The organism is Pseudomonas bharatica, assembly GCF_048586865.1.
Taxonomy (GTDB): Bacteria; Pseudomonadota; Gammaproteobacteria; order Pseudomonadales; family Pseudomonadaceae; genus Aquipseudomonas; species Aquipseudomonas bharatica.
On record NZ_JBMAWR010000020.1, the window covers coordinates 1 to 18,477 of the forward strand.

At 64.6% G+C, this 18,477-nt stretch carries 13 protein-coding genes and 1 riboswitch; of the genes, 6 read left to right on the forward strand and 7 right to left on the reverse strand.

The window, feature by feature from the left end; genetic code table 11:
• Positions 1–73: 73 nt before the first annotated feature.
• Both ACKLLE_RS20245 and ACKLLE_RS20250 read left to right on the forward strand, forming a co-directional pair.
• Positions 74–5,323, forward strand: a complete 5,250-nt coding sequence (locus tag ACKLLE_RS20245) for a hybrid sensor histidine kinase/response regulator (RefSeq protein WP_420058883.1) — start codon at positions 74–76, stop codon at positions 5,321–5,323.
• Positions 5,316–5,774, forward strand: a complete 459-nt coding sequence (locus tag ACKLLE_RS20250; RefSeq protein WP_064302591.1) for a chemotaxis protein CheW — start codon at positions 5,316–5,318, stop codon at positions 5,772–5,774. Before ACKLLE_RS20245 ends, ACKLLE_RS20250 begins: the two co-directional genes overlap by 8 nt.
• Here the strand turns inward: ACKLLE_RS20250 and ACKLLE_RS20255 are convergent.
• The 3 genes from ACKLLE_RS20255 to ACKLLE_RS20265 form a co-directional block, all read right to left on the reverse strand.
• Positions 5,771–6,490: a 16S rRNA (uracil(1498)-N(3))-methyltransferase gene (locus tag ACKLLE_RS20255; protein WP_420058884.1), complete on the reverse strand. Its 720-nt coding sequence runs from the start codon at positions 6,488–6,490 to the stop codon at positions 5,771–5,773. The two genes, ACKLLE_RS20250 and ACKLLE_RS20255, sit on opposite strands and share 4 nt — an antisense overlap.
• A 147-nt stretch (positions 6,491–6,637) precedes the next feature.
• On the reverse strand, positions 6,638–8,044 hold the full coding sequence (locus ACKLLE_RS20260; protein WP_420058885.1) for an adenosylmethionine--8-amino-7-oxononanoate transaminase: 1,407 nt from the start codon (positions 8,042–8,044) through the stop codon (positions 6,638–6,640).
• A gap of 156 nt (positions 8,045–8,200) precedes the next feature.
• A complete protein-coding gene (locus ACKLLE_RS20265; RefSeq protein WP_420058886.1) occupies positions 8,201–8,725 on the reverse strand; it encodes a hypothetical protein in 525 nt (174 codons plus the stop codon).
• 227 nt (positions 8,726–8,952) lie between these two features.
• On the opposite strand from ACKLLE_RS20265, the gene ACKLLE_RS20270 reads away from it, so the two are divergent.
• The 3 genes from ACKLLE_RS20270 (at position 8,953) to ACKLLE_RS20280 (ending at position 12,194) form a co-directional block, all read left to right on the forward strand.
• Positions 8,953–10,746 carry a flavin monoamine oxidase family protein gene (locus tag ACKLLE_RS20270; RefSeq protein ID WP_420058887.1) on the forward strand — a complete coding sequence of 598 codons (1,794 nt, stop codon included), beginning with the start codon at positions 8,953–8,955 and terminating at the stop codon, positions 10,744–10,746.
• A gap of 286 nt (positions 10,747–11,032) precedes the next feature.
• Entirely contained in the window at positions 11,033–11,584 is a 552-nt protein-coding gene (locus ACKLLE_RS20275; protein WP_064302587.1) for a cytochrome b, read from the forward strand.
• 31 nt (positions 11,585–11,615) lie between these two features.
• Complete coding sequence (locus ACKLLE_RS20280; protein ID WP_064302586.1) at positions 11,616–12,194, forward strand: YceI family protein; 579 nt, start codon at positions 11,616–11,618, stop codon at positions 12,192–12,194.
• Positions 12,195–12,368: 174 nt separating this feature from the next.
• On the opposite strand, the gene ACKLLE_RS20285 is transcribed toward ACKLLE_RS20280, so the two are convergent.
• The 4 genes from ACKLLE_RS20285 to ahcY all read right to left on the reverse strand — a co-directional run bounded on the left by ACKLLE_RS20285 (position 12,369) and on the right by ahcY (position 17,668).
• Positions 12,369–14,261, reverse strand: a complete 1,893-nt coding sequence (locus ACKLLE_RS20285) for an RNA helicase RhlE2 (RefSeq protein WP_064302585.1) — start codon at positions 14,259–14,261, stop codon at positions 12,369–12,371.
• A 187-nt stretch (positions 14,262–14,448) separates the two neighbouring features.
• Positions 14,449–15,234, reverse strand: coding sequence for a substrate-binding periplasmic protein (locus tag ACKLLE_RS20290; protein WP_420058888.1), 786 nt, complete (start codon positions 15,232–15,234; stop codon positions 14,449–14,451).
• Positions 15,235–15,304: 70 nt separating this feature from the next.
• Positions 15,305–16,150 carry a methylenetetrahydrofolate reductase [NAD(P)H] gene (metF, locus tag ACKLLE_RS20295; RefSeq protein ID WP_064302583.1) on the reverse strand — a complete coding sequence of 282 codons (846 nt, stop codon included), beginning with the start codon at positions 16,148–16,150 and terminating at the stop codon, positions 15,305–15,307.
• A gap of 108 nt (positions 16,151–16,258) precedes the next feature.
• Positions 16,259–17,668 carry an adenosylhomocysteinase gene (gene ahcY / locus ACKLLE_RS20300; RefSeq protein ID WP_009399309.1) on the reverse strand — a complete coding sequence of 470 codons (1,410 nt, stop codon included), beginning with the start codon at positions 17,666–17,668 and terminating at the stop codon, positions 16,259–16,261.
• 21 nt (positions 17,669–17,689) lie between these two features.
• Positions 17,690–17,793, reverse strand: a riboswitch (S-adenosyl-L-homocysteine riboswitch).
• A 219-nt stretch (positions 17,794–18,012) separates the two neighbouring features.
• Between ahcY and ACKLLE_RS20305 the strand changes: the two genes are divergently transcribed.
• Positions 18,013–18,414, forward strand: a complete 402-nt coding sequence (locus tag ACKLLE_RS20305; RefSeq protein ID WP_009399312.1) for an acyl-CoA thioesterase — start codon at positions 18,013–18,015, stop codon at positions 18,412–18,414.
• Positions 18,415–18,477 lie beyond the last annotated feature (63 nt).

Here is an 18,477-nt window from a genome sequence, read left to right on the forward strand (position 1 = left end):
TACACCATCGCAATCGCGGGTGACCCCGCTCCCACAAGGTCCGCGTAAACCAATGAGTTTATGAGAAGTAGACATGGCTGACCGGCATGATTTCGTCGCCCTGGCCTGGGTCAGGGAGGCGATCGAAGAAAGCCTCGCCCAGGCGCGGCAGGCACTCGAGCAGTTCGCCAATGGCGAAGGCGAAGCGCTGGGCGCCTGTGTCGAGGTGCTGCACCAGGTGCACGGTTGCCTGGTACTCCTTGAGTTCAAGGGGGCGGCCCTGTTGGCCCAGGAAATGGAAGCCATGGCCCGGGCTCTGGCTGACGGCCAGGCCAATGCCCAAGGGGCGCTGTTCCGCGCACTGAGCCAGCTGCCGCTGTATCTGGATCGCCTGCGGATTACCCGGCGCGACCTGCCGTTGCTGGCCCTGCCATTGCTCAACCAGTTGCGTGCCGCCCGCGGCGTCGAGGCCCTGGGCGAGAGCGCACTGGGGGTTAACGCTCCGGGTAGCGGGGAAAACTTCGAATTGTCGCTGGATGCCTTGCAAGGCCGCCTGCCCGACCGTGACGGTATGCGCTCGGTAGTGGCGGCGCTGAGCGAGGACCTGCTGCGAATCAAGGAGCGCGTCGAGCAATCCGCGCGTGGCGAGGGCCAAAGTCTGGAGCCATTGCTGGCGCCGTTGCGACAAATCGCCGATACCCTCGCCGTGCTCGGCTTCAACCAGCCGCGCCGGGTGATTCTTGACCAGGTCGCGGTGTTGCAGTCGATGCTCAAGGAAGCGCCCCAGGAGGCGTTGCTGATCGACGTGTCCGCCGCCTTGCAGTACGCCGAGGCAACCCTCAGCGGCATGGTCGGCGCCATCGAAACCAGCAGCCAGACCCCGCCTACCGGCACCGATATCAACGAGATCCGCCAGCTGGTCCTGGACGAGGCCCACGGCGTGCTGCTGCAGGCCCGCGACCTGATCGCCGATTGCCTCGAAGCCGGCTGGGATCGGGTGCGCCTGCAACCGCTACCCGACCTGCTCGGACAGATCCGTGGCGCCCTGGCCATGCTGATGCTGCCGCATCCGGCCGCCGTGGTGCAGCGCTGTACCGACTACCTTCACGCCCATGTCCTGCAGGCCGAGAGCCTGCCCGACAGCGCCGCGCTGGAGCACCTCGCCGAGGTGGTCGGCAGCCTGGAATATGCGTTGCAGTCCCTGAGCATCGATCTCCAGGCCGATGTCGAGCCGCTGCTGGCCCGTGCCCGGCGTGCACTCGGTGCGCTGGGCTTTCCGGTACTGGCGCGGCCACTGCACCCGGCACCGATCACTATCGCTGCGCCGAAGCCGGTGGACGATGAACTGCGCGAAGTCTTTCTCGAAGAAGCCGAGGAAGTCCTCGGCCAGATGGACGAGGACTGGCTGCGCTGGCGCGGCGAAGGCCATCCGCGCGAGGCCCTGATCGAGCTGCGCCGCGGATTCCATACCCTCAAGGGCAGCGGTCGGATGGTCCGCGCCACGGTCCTGGCCGAACTGGCCTGGGCCGGCGAGCACTTGCTCAACCGTATGCTCGAAGGCCGCGTTGGCAGCGGCGCCGAAGTACTCAAGGCGATCGGCCAGGCGATGACCCTGATGACCCCGCTGGTCGACGAGTTCGCCACCGGAGAGGTGCATGCCCATGCCCACGTCGAGCACCTGGCCAGCCACCTGCACGCGCTGGCGATGAACGACGCCGACGCCGATGGCGAGCACGCCGAGCCCCTCGACACGCAATTGCTGGAGATCTTCCGCAACGAGGCGCAGACTCACTTGGCTGCGCTCGATGCCTTCCTCGCCCATGCCGAGGTGTACCTGCCGGCGCCGGTCAGCGATGACCTGCAACGCGCCCTGCACACGCTCAAGGGCAGCGCGGCCATGGCCGGGGTGACACCCATCGCCGAGCTGGCCACGGCCCTGGACCTGCTGGCCCGCGAGTTCAAGGCCCACCAGGTGGGCTTCGACCTTGATGAAATCTATCTGCTGCAAACCGCCGAACCCTTGCTGCGCCGTGGCCTTGACCAGCTCGGCACTACGCCGCTGGCGCCGATCAAGGGGGCGGACATCCTGATCGAGCAGGTCGACCAGGTGGTCGCCGCGCGCCTGCAGGCGCTTCTCGATTCCCCGGACCAGAGCCCGCGCATCAAGCGCGATCCGCAACTGATCGCCAGCTTCCTCGAACAGGGCATGGACATCCTGCTCGATGCCGAATCCCTGCTGCTGCGCTGGCAGGAGCACCCGGGCGAGCGCCACGAGCTGAATTCGCTGCTCGATGAGCTGACCACCCTGGGCCAGAGCGCTCACCTCGCCAACCTGTGGCAGGTGGATGAGCTGTGCGAGGCACTCCTCGATCTTTACGGCGCCGTGGAGGAAAGCAGCCTGGCTGCCGATGCGCGGTTCTTCGACGAAGCGCAGCAGGCCCATGAAGCCTTGATCAACATGCTCGACCAGATTGCCGCAGGGCAGGATGTCGAACCCTGTCCGGAGCGCTTGCTGGCCCTGCGCGGGCTGCTCGAACAGGGGCTCGACCCGGGCGCCATGGGCCTGGTGCGCCGCCAGGGCGACGGCACCTCGAGCATTGCCGAACTGGACGACGTCACCCGGGAACTCGCCGGGCAGGAAGCGGACGAGGAAATGGTGGCGATCTTCCTCGAAGAAGCCATCGATGTGCTGGACAGCGCCGACCAGGCGCTCGGGCGCTGGCTCGACGATCCCGACAACGTCTCGGCGCTGTCCTCGTTGCAGCGCGACCTGCATACCCTCAAGGGCGGCGCGCGGATGGCCGGGATCGGTGCGCTGGATGTACTCGCCCATGAGCTGGAGCTGCTTTACGAAGGGCTGGTGGACCGCCGCTACAGCCCGTCGCCGGAACTGGCCAGCCTGTTGCGCGCCAGCCATGCCTTGCTGGCCAGGTTGCTGGCGCAACTGAGCCAGGGCCAGGCGCTGGAATCGGTGGTGGAGAACCTTGCCTCGCTGCGGGAGTTTCGCCACCACGCCCAGCCGCCGGGTAGCCCGGCCAGGGCCGAGCATCCGGCCCAGGAAGGCGACAAGGAGCTGCTGGAAATCTTCCTCGAAGAGGGCGTGGACATCGTCGAAAGCGCTGCTGCGGCGCTCACTCGCTGGCAGGCCGAACCGCGCAATACGGTGGAGGTGGAAAACCTGCTGCGCGACCTGCACACCCTCAAGGGCGGTGCGCGCATGGTGGAAATCGCCCCGATCGGCGACCTGGCCCACGAGCTGGAATTCCTCTACGAGCACCTCGCCGCCGGCCAGTTGCAGGCCAGCCCGGCGCTTTTCAGCCTGCTGCAGAACTGCCATGACCGCCTCGCCCACATGCTCGATGCCGTGCGCCTGCAACAGCCGCTGCACGCGGCCACGGCGCTGATCGACTACATCCGCAATTTCAGCAGCGCCGCCCTCAGCGACAGCGCTGCTGCCGTGCCCGCCGAAGTACCGCCGGAAACCCCGGCGCCGGCCCCGGAGCGCGCGGCGCTGGATATGGTCAAGGTCAATGCCGAGCTGCTCGATGACCTCGGCAACCAGGCAGCGGAAACCTCGATCCTGCGCGGGCGCCTGGAGCAGCAGATCAACGATGCGCAGGTGGCCCTCAACGAGATGGAAACCACCCTCGAGCGCATGCGCGACCAGTTGCGGCGCCTCGATACCGAGACCCAGGGCGGCCTCAGCCGCTTGCAGGCCGACGCCGATGCCTACGAGGACTTCGACCCGCTGGAGATGGACCGCCATTCCCAGTTGCAGCAGCTGTCCCGGGCGCTGAGCGAATCGGCTTCCGACCTGCTCGACCTCAAGGAAACCCTGGCCGCCCGTACCCAGATGGCCCAGGGCCTGCTGTCGCAGCAGGCGCGGGTCAACAGCGACTTGCAGGAAGGCTTGATGCGCACCCGCATGGTGCCGTTCGAGCGCCTGGTGCCGCGTTTGCAGCGCGTGGTGCGGCAGACCGCCAGCGAGCTGGGCAAGCAGGTCGAACTGGTGGTGGGCAACGCCGAAGGCGAAATGGACCGTAGCGTGCTGGAGCGCATGGTGGCGCCGCTGGAGCACATGCTGCGCAATGCCGTCGACCATGGCCTGGAAAGCCGCGAGGTGCGCCTGGCGGCGGGCAAGCCGGAGCAGGGCATGATCGCCCTGAACCTGCTGCACGAAGGCGCCGACATCGTTATCGAGATGTTCGACGACGGCGCCGGTGTGCCGCTGGAGGCGGTGCGCAGCAAGGCGATCAAGCGCGGGCTGCTTGACCCGCGCAGCGAGCTCAGCGATCACGAGGTCATGCAATTCATTCTCCAGCCGGGCTTTTCCACCGCCGAGAAGATCACCCAGATTTCCGGGCGCGGGCTGGGGATGGACGTGGTGCATGAAGAGGTCAAGCAACTGGGCGGCTCGATGGTGATCAGTTCGGTGCAGGGCAAGGGCGCGCGCTTCCTGATTCGCCTGCCGTTCACCGTGTCGGTCAACCGTGCCTTGATGGTGCATTGCGGCGAGGAACAGTACGCCGTGCCGCTCAATGCCATCGACGGCGTGGTACGGGTGCCGCCGGCGGAACTGGAGGCCTGCTATCGCCTCGATCCGCCGCGCTACGAATATGCCGGGCGCGGTTATGAGCTGCGCTATCTCGGCGAGTTGTTGCAGGGCGAGCGCCAGCCGCGGCTGCTGGGCCAGAGCCTGCCGTTGCCGGTGGTGCTGGTGCATGCCCACGACCAGCAGTTCGCGGTGCAGGTGGACAGCCTCTCGGCCAGTCGGGAAATCGTGGTCAAGAGCCTGGGGCCGCAGTTCGCCGCCGTGCAGGGGCTGGCCGGGGCGACCCTGTTGGGCGACGGCCGGGTGGTGCTGATTCTCGACCTGCTGGCGCAGTTGCGCGGCTTGCATCTGCGCCTGGCGCAACAGGCCGGGCGTGCATCGCGGGAGATTGCGGCAAGCCCGCCTGGCGGTCCCGCGCGGCCTTTGCTGGTACTGGTGGTGGACGATTCGGTCACGGTGCGCAAGGTCACCGGTCGTCTGCTGGAACGCCACGGCATGAACGTGCTGACCGCCAAGGACGGGGTCGATGCCATGGCCGTGCTGGCCGGGCACCGGCCTGACGTGTTGCTGCTGGATATCGAAATGCCGCGCATGGACGGCTTCGAGGTGGCGACCCGGGTGCGCCAGGATCCGCGGCTGAAGGACCTGCCGATCATCATGATTACCTCGCGTACCGGGCAGAAGCACCGCGACCGCGCCATGGCCATTGGGGTCAACGACTATCTGGGCAAGCCCTATCAGGAGTCGGTGCTGTTGCAGAGCATCGCCCGCTGGAGTCATGTCAATGCTTGAGCAAGGAACCCGCAGCGGACGTCGCAGCAGCCTTACCGGGCTCCTGCTGCCGCTGAGTGACCGCAGCCTGGTGCTGCCCAACGTGGCGGTGGCCGAACTGATCGGTTACCAGGCCTGTACCCCCGCGCCCGACCAGCCTGCCTGGTTGTTGGGCTGGATCGACTGGCGCAGCCAGCGCCTGCCGCTGCTGAGCTTCGAGGCCGCATGCGGCGGGCAGACCCAGGTGGGCGAGCGGGCACGGATCGTTGTGCTCAACGCCCTGGGCGGTACTTCGCGGAGCTTTTTTGCCCTGCTGGTGCAGGGCATTCCGCGTTCCTGCAAGCTCGACAGCCAGCTCAACTACGTCGATGTGCCGCTGGCCGACCTGGAACTGGCGGCGGTGCAGGTGGGCGAGCAGGTGGCCCGGGTGCCGGACCTGGTGGCACTGGAGAAGCTGCTGCCCGAAGGTTAGAAATCACCCCACAGCTGCTGGGCCACCGCCAGCGCCACCACCGGCGCGGTTTCCGTACGCAGCACCCGCGGGCCGAGGCGGGCGGACTGGAAGCCACTGGCCCTGGCCTGTTCCACTTCGGCGTCCGACAGGCCGCCTTCCGGGCCGATCAGGAACGCCAGGCTGGCCGGACGGGCGTGGCTGACCAGCGGCTCGGCCACCGGGTGCAGGACCAGTTTCAGCGCTTCGTCGCTGGCGGCCAGCCATTCGGCCAGGGTCAGCGGAGGGTTGATCCGTGGAACCGTCGAGCGGCCGCATTGTTCACAGGCGCTGATTGCCACCTGGCGCCAGTGGGCCAGGCGCTTGTCGGCGCGCTCGTCCTTCAGCCGCACTTCGCAGCGGTCGCTGACGATCGGCGTAATCACGTTCACGCCCAGCTCGGTGGCTTTCTGGATTGCCCAATCCATGCGCTCGCCACGGGACAGGCCCTGGCCGAGGTGGATGTGCAGCGGCGATTCGGCCTGGCCGGGCAGGGCTTCGGCCAGGCTGACGCGCACGGTTTTCTTGCCGACTTCGAGCAAGTGGCCGAGGTATTCCTGGCCGCTGCCGTCGAACAGCTGCACCGCGTCGCCGGCGCTCATGCGCAGGACACGGCCGATGTAATGGGCCTGGGCTTCAGGCAGATCGTGCTCGCCGAGGCCCAGCGGGGCGTCGATGAAAAAGCGGGAGAGTCTCATTGGGGGCTCGACATGAAATTTGAGGTGTCAGGTTTTGGGCCTGCTTTGCAGGCCTTCGCGGGCAAGCCACGCTCCTACAGGAGACCGCATTGCCCTTGTAGGAGCGTGGCTTGCCCGCGAAGGGCCGCAAAGCGGCCCCAACGGGGCTTAGCCAGGATCCCGGAAATCCGGATGGAAATCCGCCGGTACCGCCACACTGACTTTGTCCCGGGTCGCGATATCGATCCCTTCGCTGGCCACTTGCGCGAGGAAATCGATCTGCTCGGGGGTAATCACATAAGGCGGCAGGAAATACACCACGCTGCCCAGCGGACGCAACAGCGCGCCACGGGTCAGGGCATGCTCGAAGACCTTCAGGCCACGCCGCTCCTGCCACGGGTAAGCGGTCTTGCTCGCCTTGTCCTGGACCATCTCGATGGCCAGGGCCATGCCGGTCTGGCGCACCTCGGCCACGTGCGGATGGTCCACCAGATGGGCCGTCGCCGTTGCCATGCGCTGGCTCAGGGCCTGGTTGGCCTCGATCACCTTGTCCTGCTCGAAGATATCCAGGGTCGCCAGCGCCGCGGCACAGGCCAGTGGGTTACCGGTGTAGCTGTGGGAATGCAGGAAGGCGCGCAGGGTCGGGTAGTCGTCGTAGAACGCGCCATACACCTCGTCGGTGGTCAGGCAGGCGGCCAGCGGCAGGTAGCCGCCGGTCAGGGCCTTGGACAGGCACAGGAAGTCCGGCCGGATCCCGGCCTGCTCGCAGGCGAACATCGTCCCGGTGCGGCCGAAGCCCACGGCGATCTCGTCGTGGATCAGGTGCACTTCGTAGCGGTCGCAGGCCTCGCGCAGCAGCTTGAGGTACACCGGGTGGTACATGCGCATGCCGCCGGCGCCCTGGATCAGCGGCTCGACGATGACGGCGGCGATGCTGTCGTGGTGTTCGGCCAGGGTCTGTTCCATGGCCGCGAACATCGTCCGCGAGTGCTCTTCCCAGCTCACGCCTTCGGGGCGCAGGTAGCAGTCCGGGCTTGGCACCTTGAAGGTGTCCAGCAGCAGGGCCTTGTAGGTTTCGGTGAACAGCGGCACATCGCCCACCGACATCGCCGCGATGGTCTCGCCGTGGTAGCTGTTGCTCAGGGTGACGAAGCGCTTCTTCTCCGGCCGGCCCTTGTTCAGCCAGTAGTGGAAACTCATCTTCAGCGCCACTTCGATGCACGACGAGCCGTTATCGGCGTAGAACACCCGGTTCAGGCCGTCCGGGGTGATCTTCACCAGGCGCTCGGACAGCTCGATCACCGGCTGGTGGCTGAAACCGGCGAGGATCACGTGCTCCAGCTGGTCTACCTGGTCCTTGATGCGCTGGTTGATGCGCGGATTGGCGTGGCCGAACACATTCACCCACCAGGAACTCACCGCGTCCAGGTAGCGCTTGCCCTCGAAGTCCTCCAGCCACACGCCCTCGCCGCGCTTGATCGGGATCAGCGGCAACTGCTCGTGGTCTTTCATCTGGGTGCAGGGATGCCACAGGACCTTGAGGTCGCGGTCCATCCACTGTTGGTTGAGGCCCATCGGCTTGTACTCCTGGCAACGCGGGTTGGGAAAACCCGGACAAGCCTAAGCAAAGCCTTGGTTCAGAACAACGTCTTGCTCATTTCGAGCCGTTGATAAGAGGAGACGCATGCGGCTCTCCGCCGGATGCGTCGTGGTAGCTCAGTGGAGATGAACTCACGCTATCGACCAGTTGAAATGGTCGAAAGACACTTTTCCACGGCGCGAGGTCGTGAACAGAATCTCGTCGAGAACAATATCTTTGAGTTCCACCATCGCCAATGAATTAACAGGTGGGGAGAAGGTGTTGAATGCATAGGCTTTGTTTTCACGTCGCAGTTCCATTCGAATCGGCTCGTCGAAGGTAATTCGATTGGCCGCTTTGTCGATCCTGTCCTGTTCTGCGTCGGCTGCGGTGTATTCAGGATGCGTTGCCCAGTAGAAGGAAAGATTGTTAACCCGGGTCGCCTTGCCGCTCTGGTCCTTGAACTGGATACGTACCTCGGAGTGGTCGCCAATGAGCAGCGCCGTATCGTTGTTGGTTCTGACCAGTCCGCTTGGCAATGTTCCGGCGGTATTCGGACGGGAAACCAGTGTCACGATCAAACCGCACGACGGATCGTTGTAGATTTCATTAATGTTGAACAGCTTGGGTACGGCGTTCTCGAAATTTTCTACGTGAACCTGGCCGACTAAGTGCATGATCCTTCTCCTGAAGTTATCAGTGGTACTTAACTTTCCGTATGCATGCATGTGTTGCGTGAATATGTTCTCGCCAGCTCCGCAACCCGTCTACTGACAAAAATGTCAGGTCCTCCCCTGTTTCATCCGCCCACGCTGGCGGCCCCGCTGGCCCTGACGTATTCTTCGAGCCACTCTTTTCCGGGGATAATTTCCCCGTTTCCTGCCTTTGATCCGGAGTTCGACGAATGTCTGCTGGTTGGCTGCGCGGCTGCGCGCTGGTGTTTATCGGGTTGTTCAGCGCGGGGGCGATGGCGGCGGCCAAGGCCCCGACGGCCATCGTGGTCGGCGGTGGACTGGCGGGGCTTACCGCGGCCTATGAGCTGCAGAACAAGGGCTGGCAGGTGACCTTGCTGGAAGCCAAGCCGGGCATCGGCGGGCGCTCGGGCCTGGCGACCAGCGAGTGGATCGGCAATACCAAGGCCCAGCCGGTGCTCAACCACTATCTGGATAGCTTCAAGCTCACCACCCTGCCGGCGCCGGAATTCGTGCGGACCCCGAGCTACCTGATCGACGGCGAGTACTTCAGCGCCGCCGACCTGGCGACCAAGCAGCCGGCCACCGCCGAGGCGCTGAAACGCTACGAGAAGACCCTCGACGACCTGGCCGCATCCATCAGCGACCCGGAAAACCCGGCGGCCAACAGCACCCTGTTCGCCCTCGACCAGATGAACGTCTCCGCCTGGCTGGACAAGCTGCAACTGCCCGCGACCGCGCGACAACTGGTCAACCAGCAGATCCGTACCCGCTACGACGAGCCTTCGCGGTTGTCGCTGCTGTATTTCGCCCAGCAGAGCCGCGTCTACCGCGGCGTCAACGACCGCGACCTGCGTGCCGCCCGTCTGCCAGGCGGCAGCCCGGTCCTGGCCCAGGCGTTCGTCAAGCAACTGAAGACCATCAAGACCAGTTCGCCGGTCACCGCCATCAGCCAGGACAAGGATGGCGTTACGGTCAAGGTCGGCGCCGTCGGTTATCAGGCCGACTATCTCGTGCTGGCGGTGCCGCTGCGCGCGCTGGCCAAGATCCAGCTGACCCCGGGCCTGGACAACCAGCACCTGGCGGCGCTCAAGGGCACCAACTACGGCTGGCGCGACCAGTTGATGCTGAAGTTCAAGACGCCAGTCTGGGAAAGCCGCGCGCGCATGTCCGGCGAGATCTACAGCAACGCCGGCCTTGGCATGCTGTGGATCGAACCGGCGCTGAAAGGCGGGGCCAACGTGGTGGTCAACCTGTCCGGCGACAACGCCCGGGTGATGCAGGCGTTCGGTGACAAGCAGATGGTCGACCAGGTGCTGATCCGCCTGCACGCCTTCTATCCACAGGCGCGCGGGGCGTTCAGCGGCTATGAGATCCGTCGCTACAGCACCGATGCCGGGACGGGTGGCTCCTACCTCGCCTTCGGGCCAGGGCAGATCAGCAAATACTGGCGCCTGTGGGAGAAACCGGTGCAGCGCATCGCCTTTGCCGGCGAGCACACCGACGCCCTGTACCCGGGCACCCTGGAAGGCGCGCTGCGCAGCGGCCAGCGCGCGGCGGGCCAGGTGCAGGACCTGGCGGCAGGCAAGTCGTTCGATGCCAAGCCGGTAGTGGCTGCCGCTGCGGCGGGCGCTGGCGTGGCTGCGGCAAGCAAGGGCAAGGAAGAGAAGGGCGGTTTCTTCTCGCGGCTATTTGGTGGCGGGGACGAGAAGCCAGCGGCTGAAACGGCCAAGGCCGCCGAGACGACCGTAGCTCCCGCTCCTGCTCCGGCAGCACCTGCCCCGGCTGCTCCAGTCGCTCCGGCTCCGGTGGTGAAGGAAGAACCGGCCAAGGTCGCTCCGGCTGCCAAACCGGCACCGGCCAAGGCTGCTCCGGTGAAGAAGGCCGAGAGCAAGCCGGCTCCGGCGAAGAAACCCGCTGCCACTCATGCGCCGGCCAAAAAGACTGAAGCGAAAGCAGCGCCGGCCAAGAAACCGGTGGCTGACAGCCAGGCCAAGGCGAGTTAAAGAAACACGACGCGGACCCTGTGGGAGCGGGTTCACCCGCGATTGCGATGGTGAGCCCACTACCGCAATCGCGGGTGAACCCGCTCCCACAGGGTCCGCGTATGTTTCAGCTGTCGCATTCCCCCCAAACCCCGTCTACAGTCTTCCCCCCGGCCTTAATGTTTCCTTAACGCCCTTTGCCCAGACTAAGCATCTATTTTTCCGATAGTTAACAGCGAAATTTTCCGCTTCATATCGATAAATAACCGGTTAGTCTTGGCAGCAATTCTTACGGGGATTCCGGCAAATGCAGCTTCGCAATTCATCTTCTCGCTATGGTCTGGTCAGCATGTTCCTGCATTGGGGCATTGCGCTGGCGGTGTTCGGGCTGTTCGGCCTGGGGCTCTGGATGGTCGGCCTGGATTACTACAGCAGCTGGCGCCACACCGCGCCGGAGCTGCACAAGGGCATCGGCTTGACCGTGCTGGCGCTGATGCTGCTGCGCGTGCTCTGGCGCTTCGTCAGCCCGCCGCCACCGGCTCCGGCCAGCCACGGCGCGCTGACCCGCGTCGCCGCCAAGGCCGGGCACCTGCTGCTGTATGTCGGGTTGTTCGCTGTCTTGATCGCCGGTTACCTGATCTCCACCGCCGATGGCGCGGGGATTCCGGTATTCGGCCTGTTCGAGGTGCCAGCACTGGTTTCCGGCCTGCCCGATCAGGCCGATATCGCTGGCGTGGTTCACCTCTATCTGGCCTGGGGACTGGTGGTATTCGCCGTCCTGCACGGGCTGGCCGCTGTCAAACACCATGTTATCGACCGTGATGCGACCCTGACGCGCATGCTGGGCCGCAAGGCTTGATGTTCAACCTCAACTCAAAGGAATCGAAAGTATGTTGAAAAAGACTTTTGCCGCTCTGGCACTGGGTACCGCTCTGCTCTCGGCTGGTCAGGCCATGGCCGCCGACTACAAGATCGACAAGGAAGGCCAGCACGCTTTCGTCGACTGGAAGATCAGCCACCTGGGCTACAGCTTCATCCACGGTACCTTCAAGGACTTCGACGGCTCCTTCTCCTGGGATGCCGCCAAGCCTGAAGCGAGCAAGATCAGCGTCGACCTGAAGACCGCCAGCGTGTGGTCCAACCACGCCGAGCGTGACAAGCACATCGCCAGCGCCGACTTCCTCGACGTGAAGAAATACCCGGACGCCAAGTTCGTTTCCACCGCGGTGAAATCCACCGGCGAGAAAACCGCTGACGTCACCGGCGACCTGACCCTGCACGGCGTGACCAAGCCGGTCACCTTCAAGGCCACCTTCAACGGTGAAGGCAAGGATCCATGGGGCGGCGAGCGTGCCGGCTTCAATGCCACCACCACCCTGAACCTGAACGATTTCGGCATCAAGGGCCCAGGCCCGACTTCCCAGACCCTGGACCTGGATATCTCGCTGGAAGGCGTCAAGCAGAAGTAATTTCTACCTCGCCAACAAAAACGCCGCCCTCAGGGGCGGCGTTTTTGTTTGGGGTTCTGCTGTGTTCCTGAGGGCCTCATCGCTGGCAAGCCAGCTCCCACAGGGATTGCGTGCACCGCTGAACCTGTGGGAGCTGGCTTGCCAGCGATGAGGCCAGGACAGGTAATAAAAAACTCAGCGATTGCGCGTCAGCAGCGCCGGTTTTTCACCCCGAGGACGGCTTGGCAGTTGCTCCAGCTGTTCCATGGACGGGAAACGATCGATCTTCGATTCCTTGTGCATGATCTTCGGCTGGTTCTGCTGCGGCTGGCCCTCACGCGGGCTGCGCACTGCCGGCTCCTGCCGGTCGTCGCGGGCCGGGCGGCGGTTGCGGTTGTTGCTGCCGCCATCGCGACGCGCCTGGCCATCACGACCGCCGGCACCGCCACCATTGCGCGAACCACCACGCTTCTCGCCATTGGCACCGCCACCGCCATTGCTGCGCGGCTGACCACCACGAGCCTGGCCGCCACCGTTGCCGGCACCGCCCTGACCGCCCGGACGACGATTGCGGCCCTGGCCGCCCTTGTTCTGGTACGGGCTGACGTAGTCGGCGCGGTTGCCGAAGTTGTCCACGTCGTCGTCCAGGAACTCTTCCGGATCACGATCGGCTGGAACGACCGGCGCGCCTTGCGCGGCGTTCTGCTGCTGGCGCGGCTTGCGGTCCCGTTGCTTGCGCGGTTCCTGGCGGCCACCGGCAGCCTTCTCCGCAGGTTTGTCTGCGGACTGCCGGGCGTCCTTGTTGCTGTCTTTCTCTTTGCCCTTGTCCTTGCCCTTGTCCTTGCGGCCACCGGCATTGCTGCCGTCGGCACGCTGGCCACGGCGCGGGTTGTTCTGCGGACGCGGTTCGCGCACTTCCGGCTTCTCGGCCTCGACCGCGGCGAAGTCGAAGCCCATCAGGTCGCCATCCGGGATCTTCTGGCGAGTGACACGTTCGATGCTCTTGAGCAGTTTCTCCTCGTCCGGCGCAACCAGCGAGATGGCCTCGCCGGAGCGGCCCGCACGACCGGTACGGCCGATACGGTGGACGTAGTCTTCCTCGACGTTGGGCAGTTCGAAGTTGACCACGTGAGGCAACTGGTCGATATCCAGGCCGCGGGCGGCGATATCGGTGGCGACCATGATCCGCACGGCGCCCGACTTGAAGTCTGCCAGGGCCTTGGTGCGAGCGTTCTGGCTCTTGTTGCCGTGGATCGCGGCAGCGGTCAGGCCGTGCTTTTCCAGGTATTCGGCCAGGCGGTTGGCGCCGTGCTTGGTGCGGGTGAAGACCAGCACCTGTTCCCACGCGCCGGCGGTGATCAGGTGCGCCAGCAGGGCGCGCTTGTGGCTGGCCGGCAGGCGGAACACGCGCTGTTCGATACGCTCGACCGTGGTGTTCGGCGGCGTGACTTCGATGCGTTCCGGGTTATGCAGCAGCTTGTCTGCAAGGTCGGTGATGTCCTTGGAGAAGGTCGCCGAGAACAGCAGGTTCTGGCGCTTGGCCGGGAGGCGGGCGAGGACCTTCTTCACATCGTGGATGAAGCCCATGTCGAGCATGCGGTCGGCTTCGTCCAGGACCAGGATCTCGACATGGCTGAGATCGACGCTGCCCTGGCCGGCCAGGTCGAGCAGGCGACCCGGGCAGGCGACGAGGACATCGACGCCGCGGGCCATGGCCTGCACCTGCGGATTCATGCCGACGCCACCGAAGATGCAGGCGCTGACGAATTTCAGGTCGCGGGCGTAGATCTTGAAGCTGTCGTGGACCTGGGCGGCGAGTTCGCGGGTTGGCGTCAGGACCAGTACCCGTGGCTGGCGCGGGCCATGGCGCTGGGATTTGTCCGGATGACCACCGGGGAACAGGCGCTCCAGGATCGGCAGGGCGAAGCCGCCGGTTTTACCAGTACCTGTCTGTGCCGCGACCATCAGGTCGCGACCTTGCAACACGGCGGGAATGGCCCGCTGTTGCACCGGAGTAGGCTGGGTGTAGCCCGCCGCCTCGATAGCGCGGACTAGAGCCTCGGAGAGACCGAGGGATGCAAAGGACATGAGAAATCCTGTTCTAGTGGGGGCTGTGCCCTGATGGAGAAATCTTGCCTGGCGCGAAGGGCATCGAGGGCGATGCTGTCGCGTCCGGTCCTGCTGGTCTGCCTGTGCATCCGGGGGTCGGGATGCGTTCTACAGGGCCGGCGTCCGGGCGTAAGCCTGGCGGAAAGGCCCGAGTATAACAGAGCAATCAGGGAGTGCTGCGTTCCTGCTGCTCAACGGTTTCTGTATTTGCGGTTATTACATGACCATAGCGCGCCTGCAGTTCGGCATAGGCCGGTTCTTGCTTGAAGCGCCGCAACTCGGCGGCGAAGCGCTGGGCCAGCAGGTCCATGCCGGCGTTGCGACGCACCGCCAGGTACTGTTTCTGCCGGCTGACTACCAGCGGCAGCTCGCTGATGCGGTCCTGCAGGCCCAGTTGCGCGAGCATGTAGCGCCCGACACGGCGGTCGGTGATCAGCAGGTCGATGCGGCCGCGCAGCAGCTTGCCGAAGTTGGCTTCCTGGGTCGGTGCCGCTTCGCGGCGAAACAGCGGCGACTGCAGGAATTCGGCGCCATAGTCGTAGCCGGCGGAGGTGCCGACGGTCAGGTCCTGGAGATCGTCCAGCGAGGTGACGGCGTGTGGCCGGTCATTGGCCTGGAACAGCACGAACTCGACGACCGACAGCGGCTCGCTGGGATAGTACAACTGGCTGCGGCGCAGTTCATTCTGGAAAATGTCGATCACGCCGTCGGCCAGGCCCTGGTCGACCATCAGCATGCAGCGCTTCCATGGCATGAACTCCCAGCGCACATCCACGCCCAGGCGCCGGAATACCTCGGCGGTAACTTCGTAGTCGATGCCCTTGGTCTCGCCGTTTTCCTCGTAGACGTAGGGCGCCCAGGGGTCGGTGACGATGCGCAACTGCTCGGCACGGGCCAGCAGGCTCATGCAGCTCAACAGCAGGGCGGTCAGCAGGCGGACGAATCTGGGCATAGGTGGGCGGATCGGTGGGGCGAAAAGAAGGCGATGGTGCCATAACGCAGGGGCACCATCGCCATCTGGATCAACGCGGCAGCTTGAGGTTGTTCCAGATCGCCAGGCTCGGTTCGGCCTGGTTCAGGGTGTAGAAGTGCAGGCCCGGTGCGCCGCCTTGCAGCAGTTGCTCGCACATCTGGGTGATGACCTCTTCGCCGAAGGCCTGGATGCTTTTGACGTCGTCGCCGTAGGCTTCCAGTTGCTTGCGGATCCAGCGCGGGATCTCGGCGCCGCAGGCGTCGGAGAAGCGCGCCAGCTTGCTGTAGTTGGTGATCGGCATGATGCCCGGTACTACGGGAATCTTCACTCCCAGCTTCTGCACGCGCTCGACGAAGTAGAAGTAGCTCTCGGCGTTGAAGAAGTACTGGGTGATGGCGCTGTCGGCACCGGCCTTGGCCTTGCGCACGAAGTTCGCCAGATCGTCCTCGAAGTTGCGGGCCTGCGGGTGCATTTCCGGATAGGCAGCAATTTCGATATGGAACTGGTCGGCGGTTTCCTCGCGGATGAACTCCACCAGCTCGTTGGCGTAGCGCAATTCACCGCTGGCCATGCCCATGCCGGACGGCAGGTCGCCACGCAGGGCGACGATGCGCTTGATCCCGGCTGCCTTGTACTGGGCCAGCAGGGCGCGCAGTTCTGCCTTGCTGTCGCCGACGCAGGACAGGTGCGGGGCGGCAGGGACCTTCACTTCGCTTTCCAGTTGCAGCACGGTGTTCAGGGTGCGGTCGCGGGTCGAACCGCCGGCCCCATAGGTGCAGGAGAAGAAGTCCGGGTTGTAGCTGGCCAGCGTACGAGCGGTGGCGAGCAGTTTTTCATGTCCAGCGTCGGTCTTGGTCGGGAAGAACTCGAAGCTGTAACGGCGTTCCTGAGTCATTTGAGGTTCCTTTCAGCCGCAAGCCTCAAGCGGCAGGCGGCAAGAACAAGGCAGGAGCGGCGCGAACCGCTTCTGCCTGACCTTGCTGCCTGCCGCTTGCAGCTGCTGTTAGTAGCGGTAGGCGTGAGGCTTGAACGGACCTTCCACGGCCACGCCGATGTACTCGGCCTGTTTCGGGGTCAGCTGGGTGATCACGCCGCCGAAGCCGCGCACCATTTCCAGGGCCACTTCTTCGTCGAGTTTCTTCGGCAGTACTTCGACGGTCAGGCGCTCGGCTTTCTTCTCTGCGCTCAGGTCGGCGAACTTCTGCGCGAACAGGAAGATCTGTGCCAGCACCTGGTTGGCGAAGGAACCGTCCATGATCCGGCTCGGGTGACCGGTGGCGTTGCCCAGGTTCACCAGGCGGCCTTCAGCCAGCAGGATCAGGTAGTCGTCGTTCTGCGGATCGAAGTCACCGTGACCGGTACGGTGGATCTTGTGGACCTGCGGCTTGACCTCTTCCCATGCCCAGTTCTTGCGCATGAAGGCAGTGTCGATCTCGTTGTCGAAGTGACCGATGTTGCAGACCACGGCGCGCTTCTTCAGCGCCTTGAGCATGTTGGCATCGCAGACGTTGACGTTGCCGGTGGTGGTCACGATCAGGTCGATCTTGCCCAGCAGGGCGGCGTCGATGCTGGCTTCGGTGCCGTCGTTGATACCGTTCTTGAACGGCGAGACCACTTCGAAACCGTCCATGCAGGCCTGCATGGCGCAGATCGGGTCGACCTCGGTGACCTTGACGATCATGCCTTCCTGGCGCAGCGACTGGGCCGAGCCCTTGCCCACGTCGCCGTAGCCGATCACCAGGGCCTGCTTGCCGGACAGCAAGTGGTCGGTGCCGCGCTTGATGGCGTCGTTCAGGCTATGACGGCAGCCGTACTTGTTGTCGTTCTTGCTCTTGGTGACCGAGTCGTTGACGTTGATCGCCGGGACCTTCAGCTCGCCCTTGGCCAGCATGTCCAGCAGGCGGTGCACGCCGGTGGTGGTCTCTTCGGTGATGCCGTGGATCCGGTCCAGCATCGCCGGGTATTTCTTGTGCAGGATCTCGGTCAGGTCGCCGCCGTCGTCGAGGATCATGTTGGCGTCCCATGGCTGACCGTCCTTGAGGATGGTCTGCTCGATGCACCACTCGTACTCCTGCTCGGTTTCACCTTTCCAGGCGAATACCGGGATACCGGCGGCGGCGATGGCGGCAGCGGCCTGGTCCTGGGTGGAGAAGATGTTGCAGGACGACCAGCGCACTTCGGCACCCAGGGCAACCAGGGTTTCGATCAGCACGGCGGTCTGGATGGTCATGTGGATGCAGCCGAGGATTTTCGCGCCCTTGAGCGGTTGCTCTTCCTGGTACTTGCGGCGCAGGCCCATCAGCGCGGGCATTTCCGATTCGGCGATGATGACTTCGCGACGGCCCCAGGCCGCCAGGGAAATGTCGGCGACCTTGTAATCGTTAAAACCTGCAGGCGTGTTTACAGCGCTCATCGAGAGCCTCCATTCGTAGTGTGCGAATGGGCGCCGTTGTGCGTTGAGAGTCCGCAAGGCTGCCTGCGGACAACGCCCCGACCGAGCCTGACAGGAGCGAACCTGCTGCAGCGCCCCTCGGTCGGGTGGCGGGAGCGACGACCGCAGAGGATCGCCACCGGATAAAACGCGGGGATTATAGCCGGGGTTTCGTGTCGGCCCAAGGACAAAAGCGGCGCGTGCGACCGGTGACGGACAATTGGCCTACAAAGGTCATGGCCAAGCGGCAGGCAAATGGGTCTAGGATGTAGGGGAGGGGCCGCCAAGGCCCATTCTTGACATGCCAGGCCGTTTTAGGAGCACGCATGAATTTCCACACCCGCAAGTGGGTAAAACCCGAAGACCTCAACCCCAACGGCACCCTGTTCGGCGGCAGCCTGCTGCGCTGGATCGACGAAGAGGCGGCGATCTACGCGATCGTCCAGCTGGGTAACCAGCGCGTGGTGACCAAGTACATATCCGAGATCAATTTCGTCAGTGCCTCGCGCCAGGGTGACATCATCGAGCTGGGCATCACCGCCACCGAGTTCGGGCGCACTTCCATCACCTTGAAGTGCGAGGTGCGCAACAAGATTACCCGCAAGGCGATCCTGACCGTGGACAAGATGGTTTTCGTCAACCTGGGCGAGGACGGCCTGCCAGCGCCCCATGGGCGGACCGAGATCAAGTACATCCAGGACCAGTTTCCGGACAGCGCCGTCGAGTGACCGACGTGAGGGACTCATCGCTGGCAAGCCAGCTCCCACAGGGTCCGCGGCGCCGCTGAACCC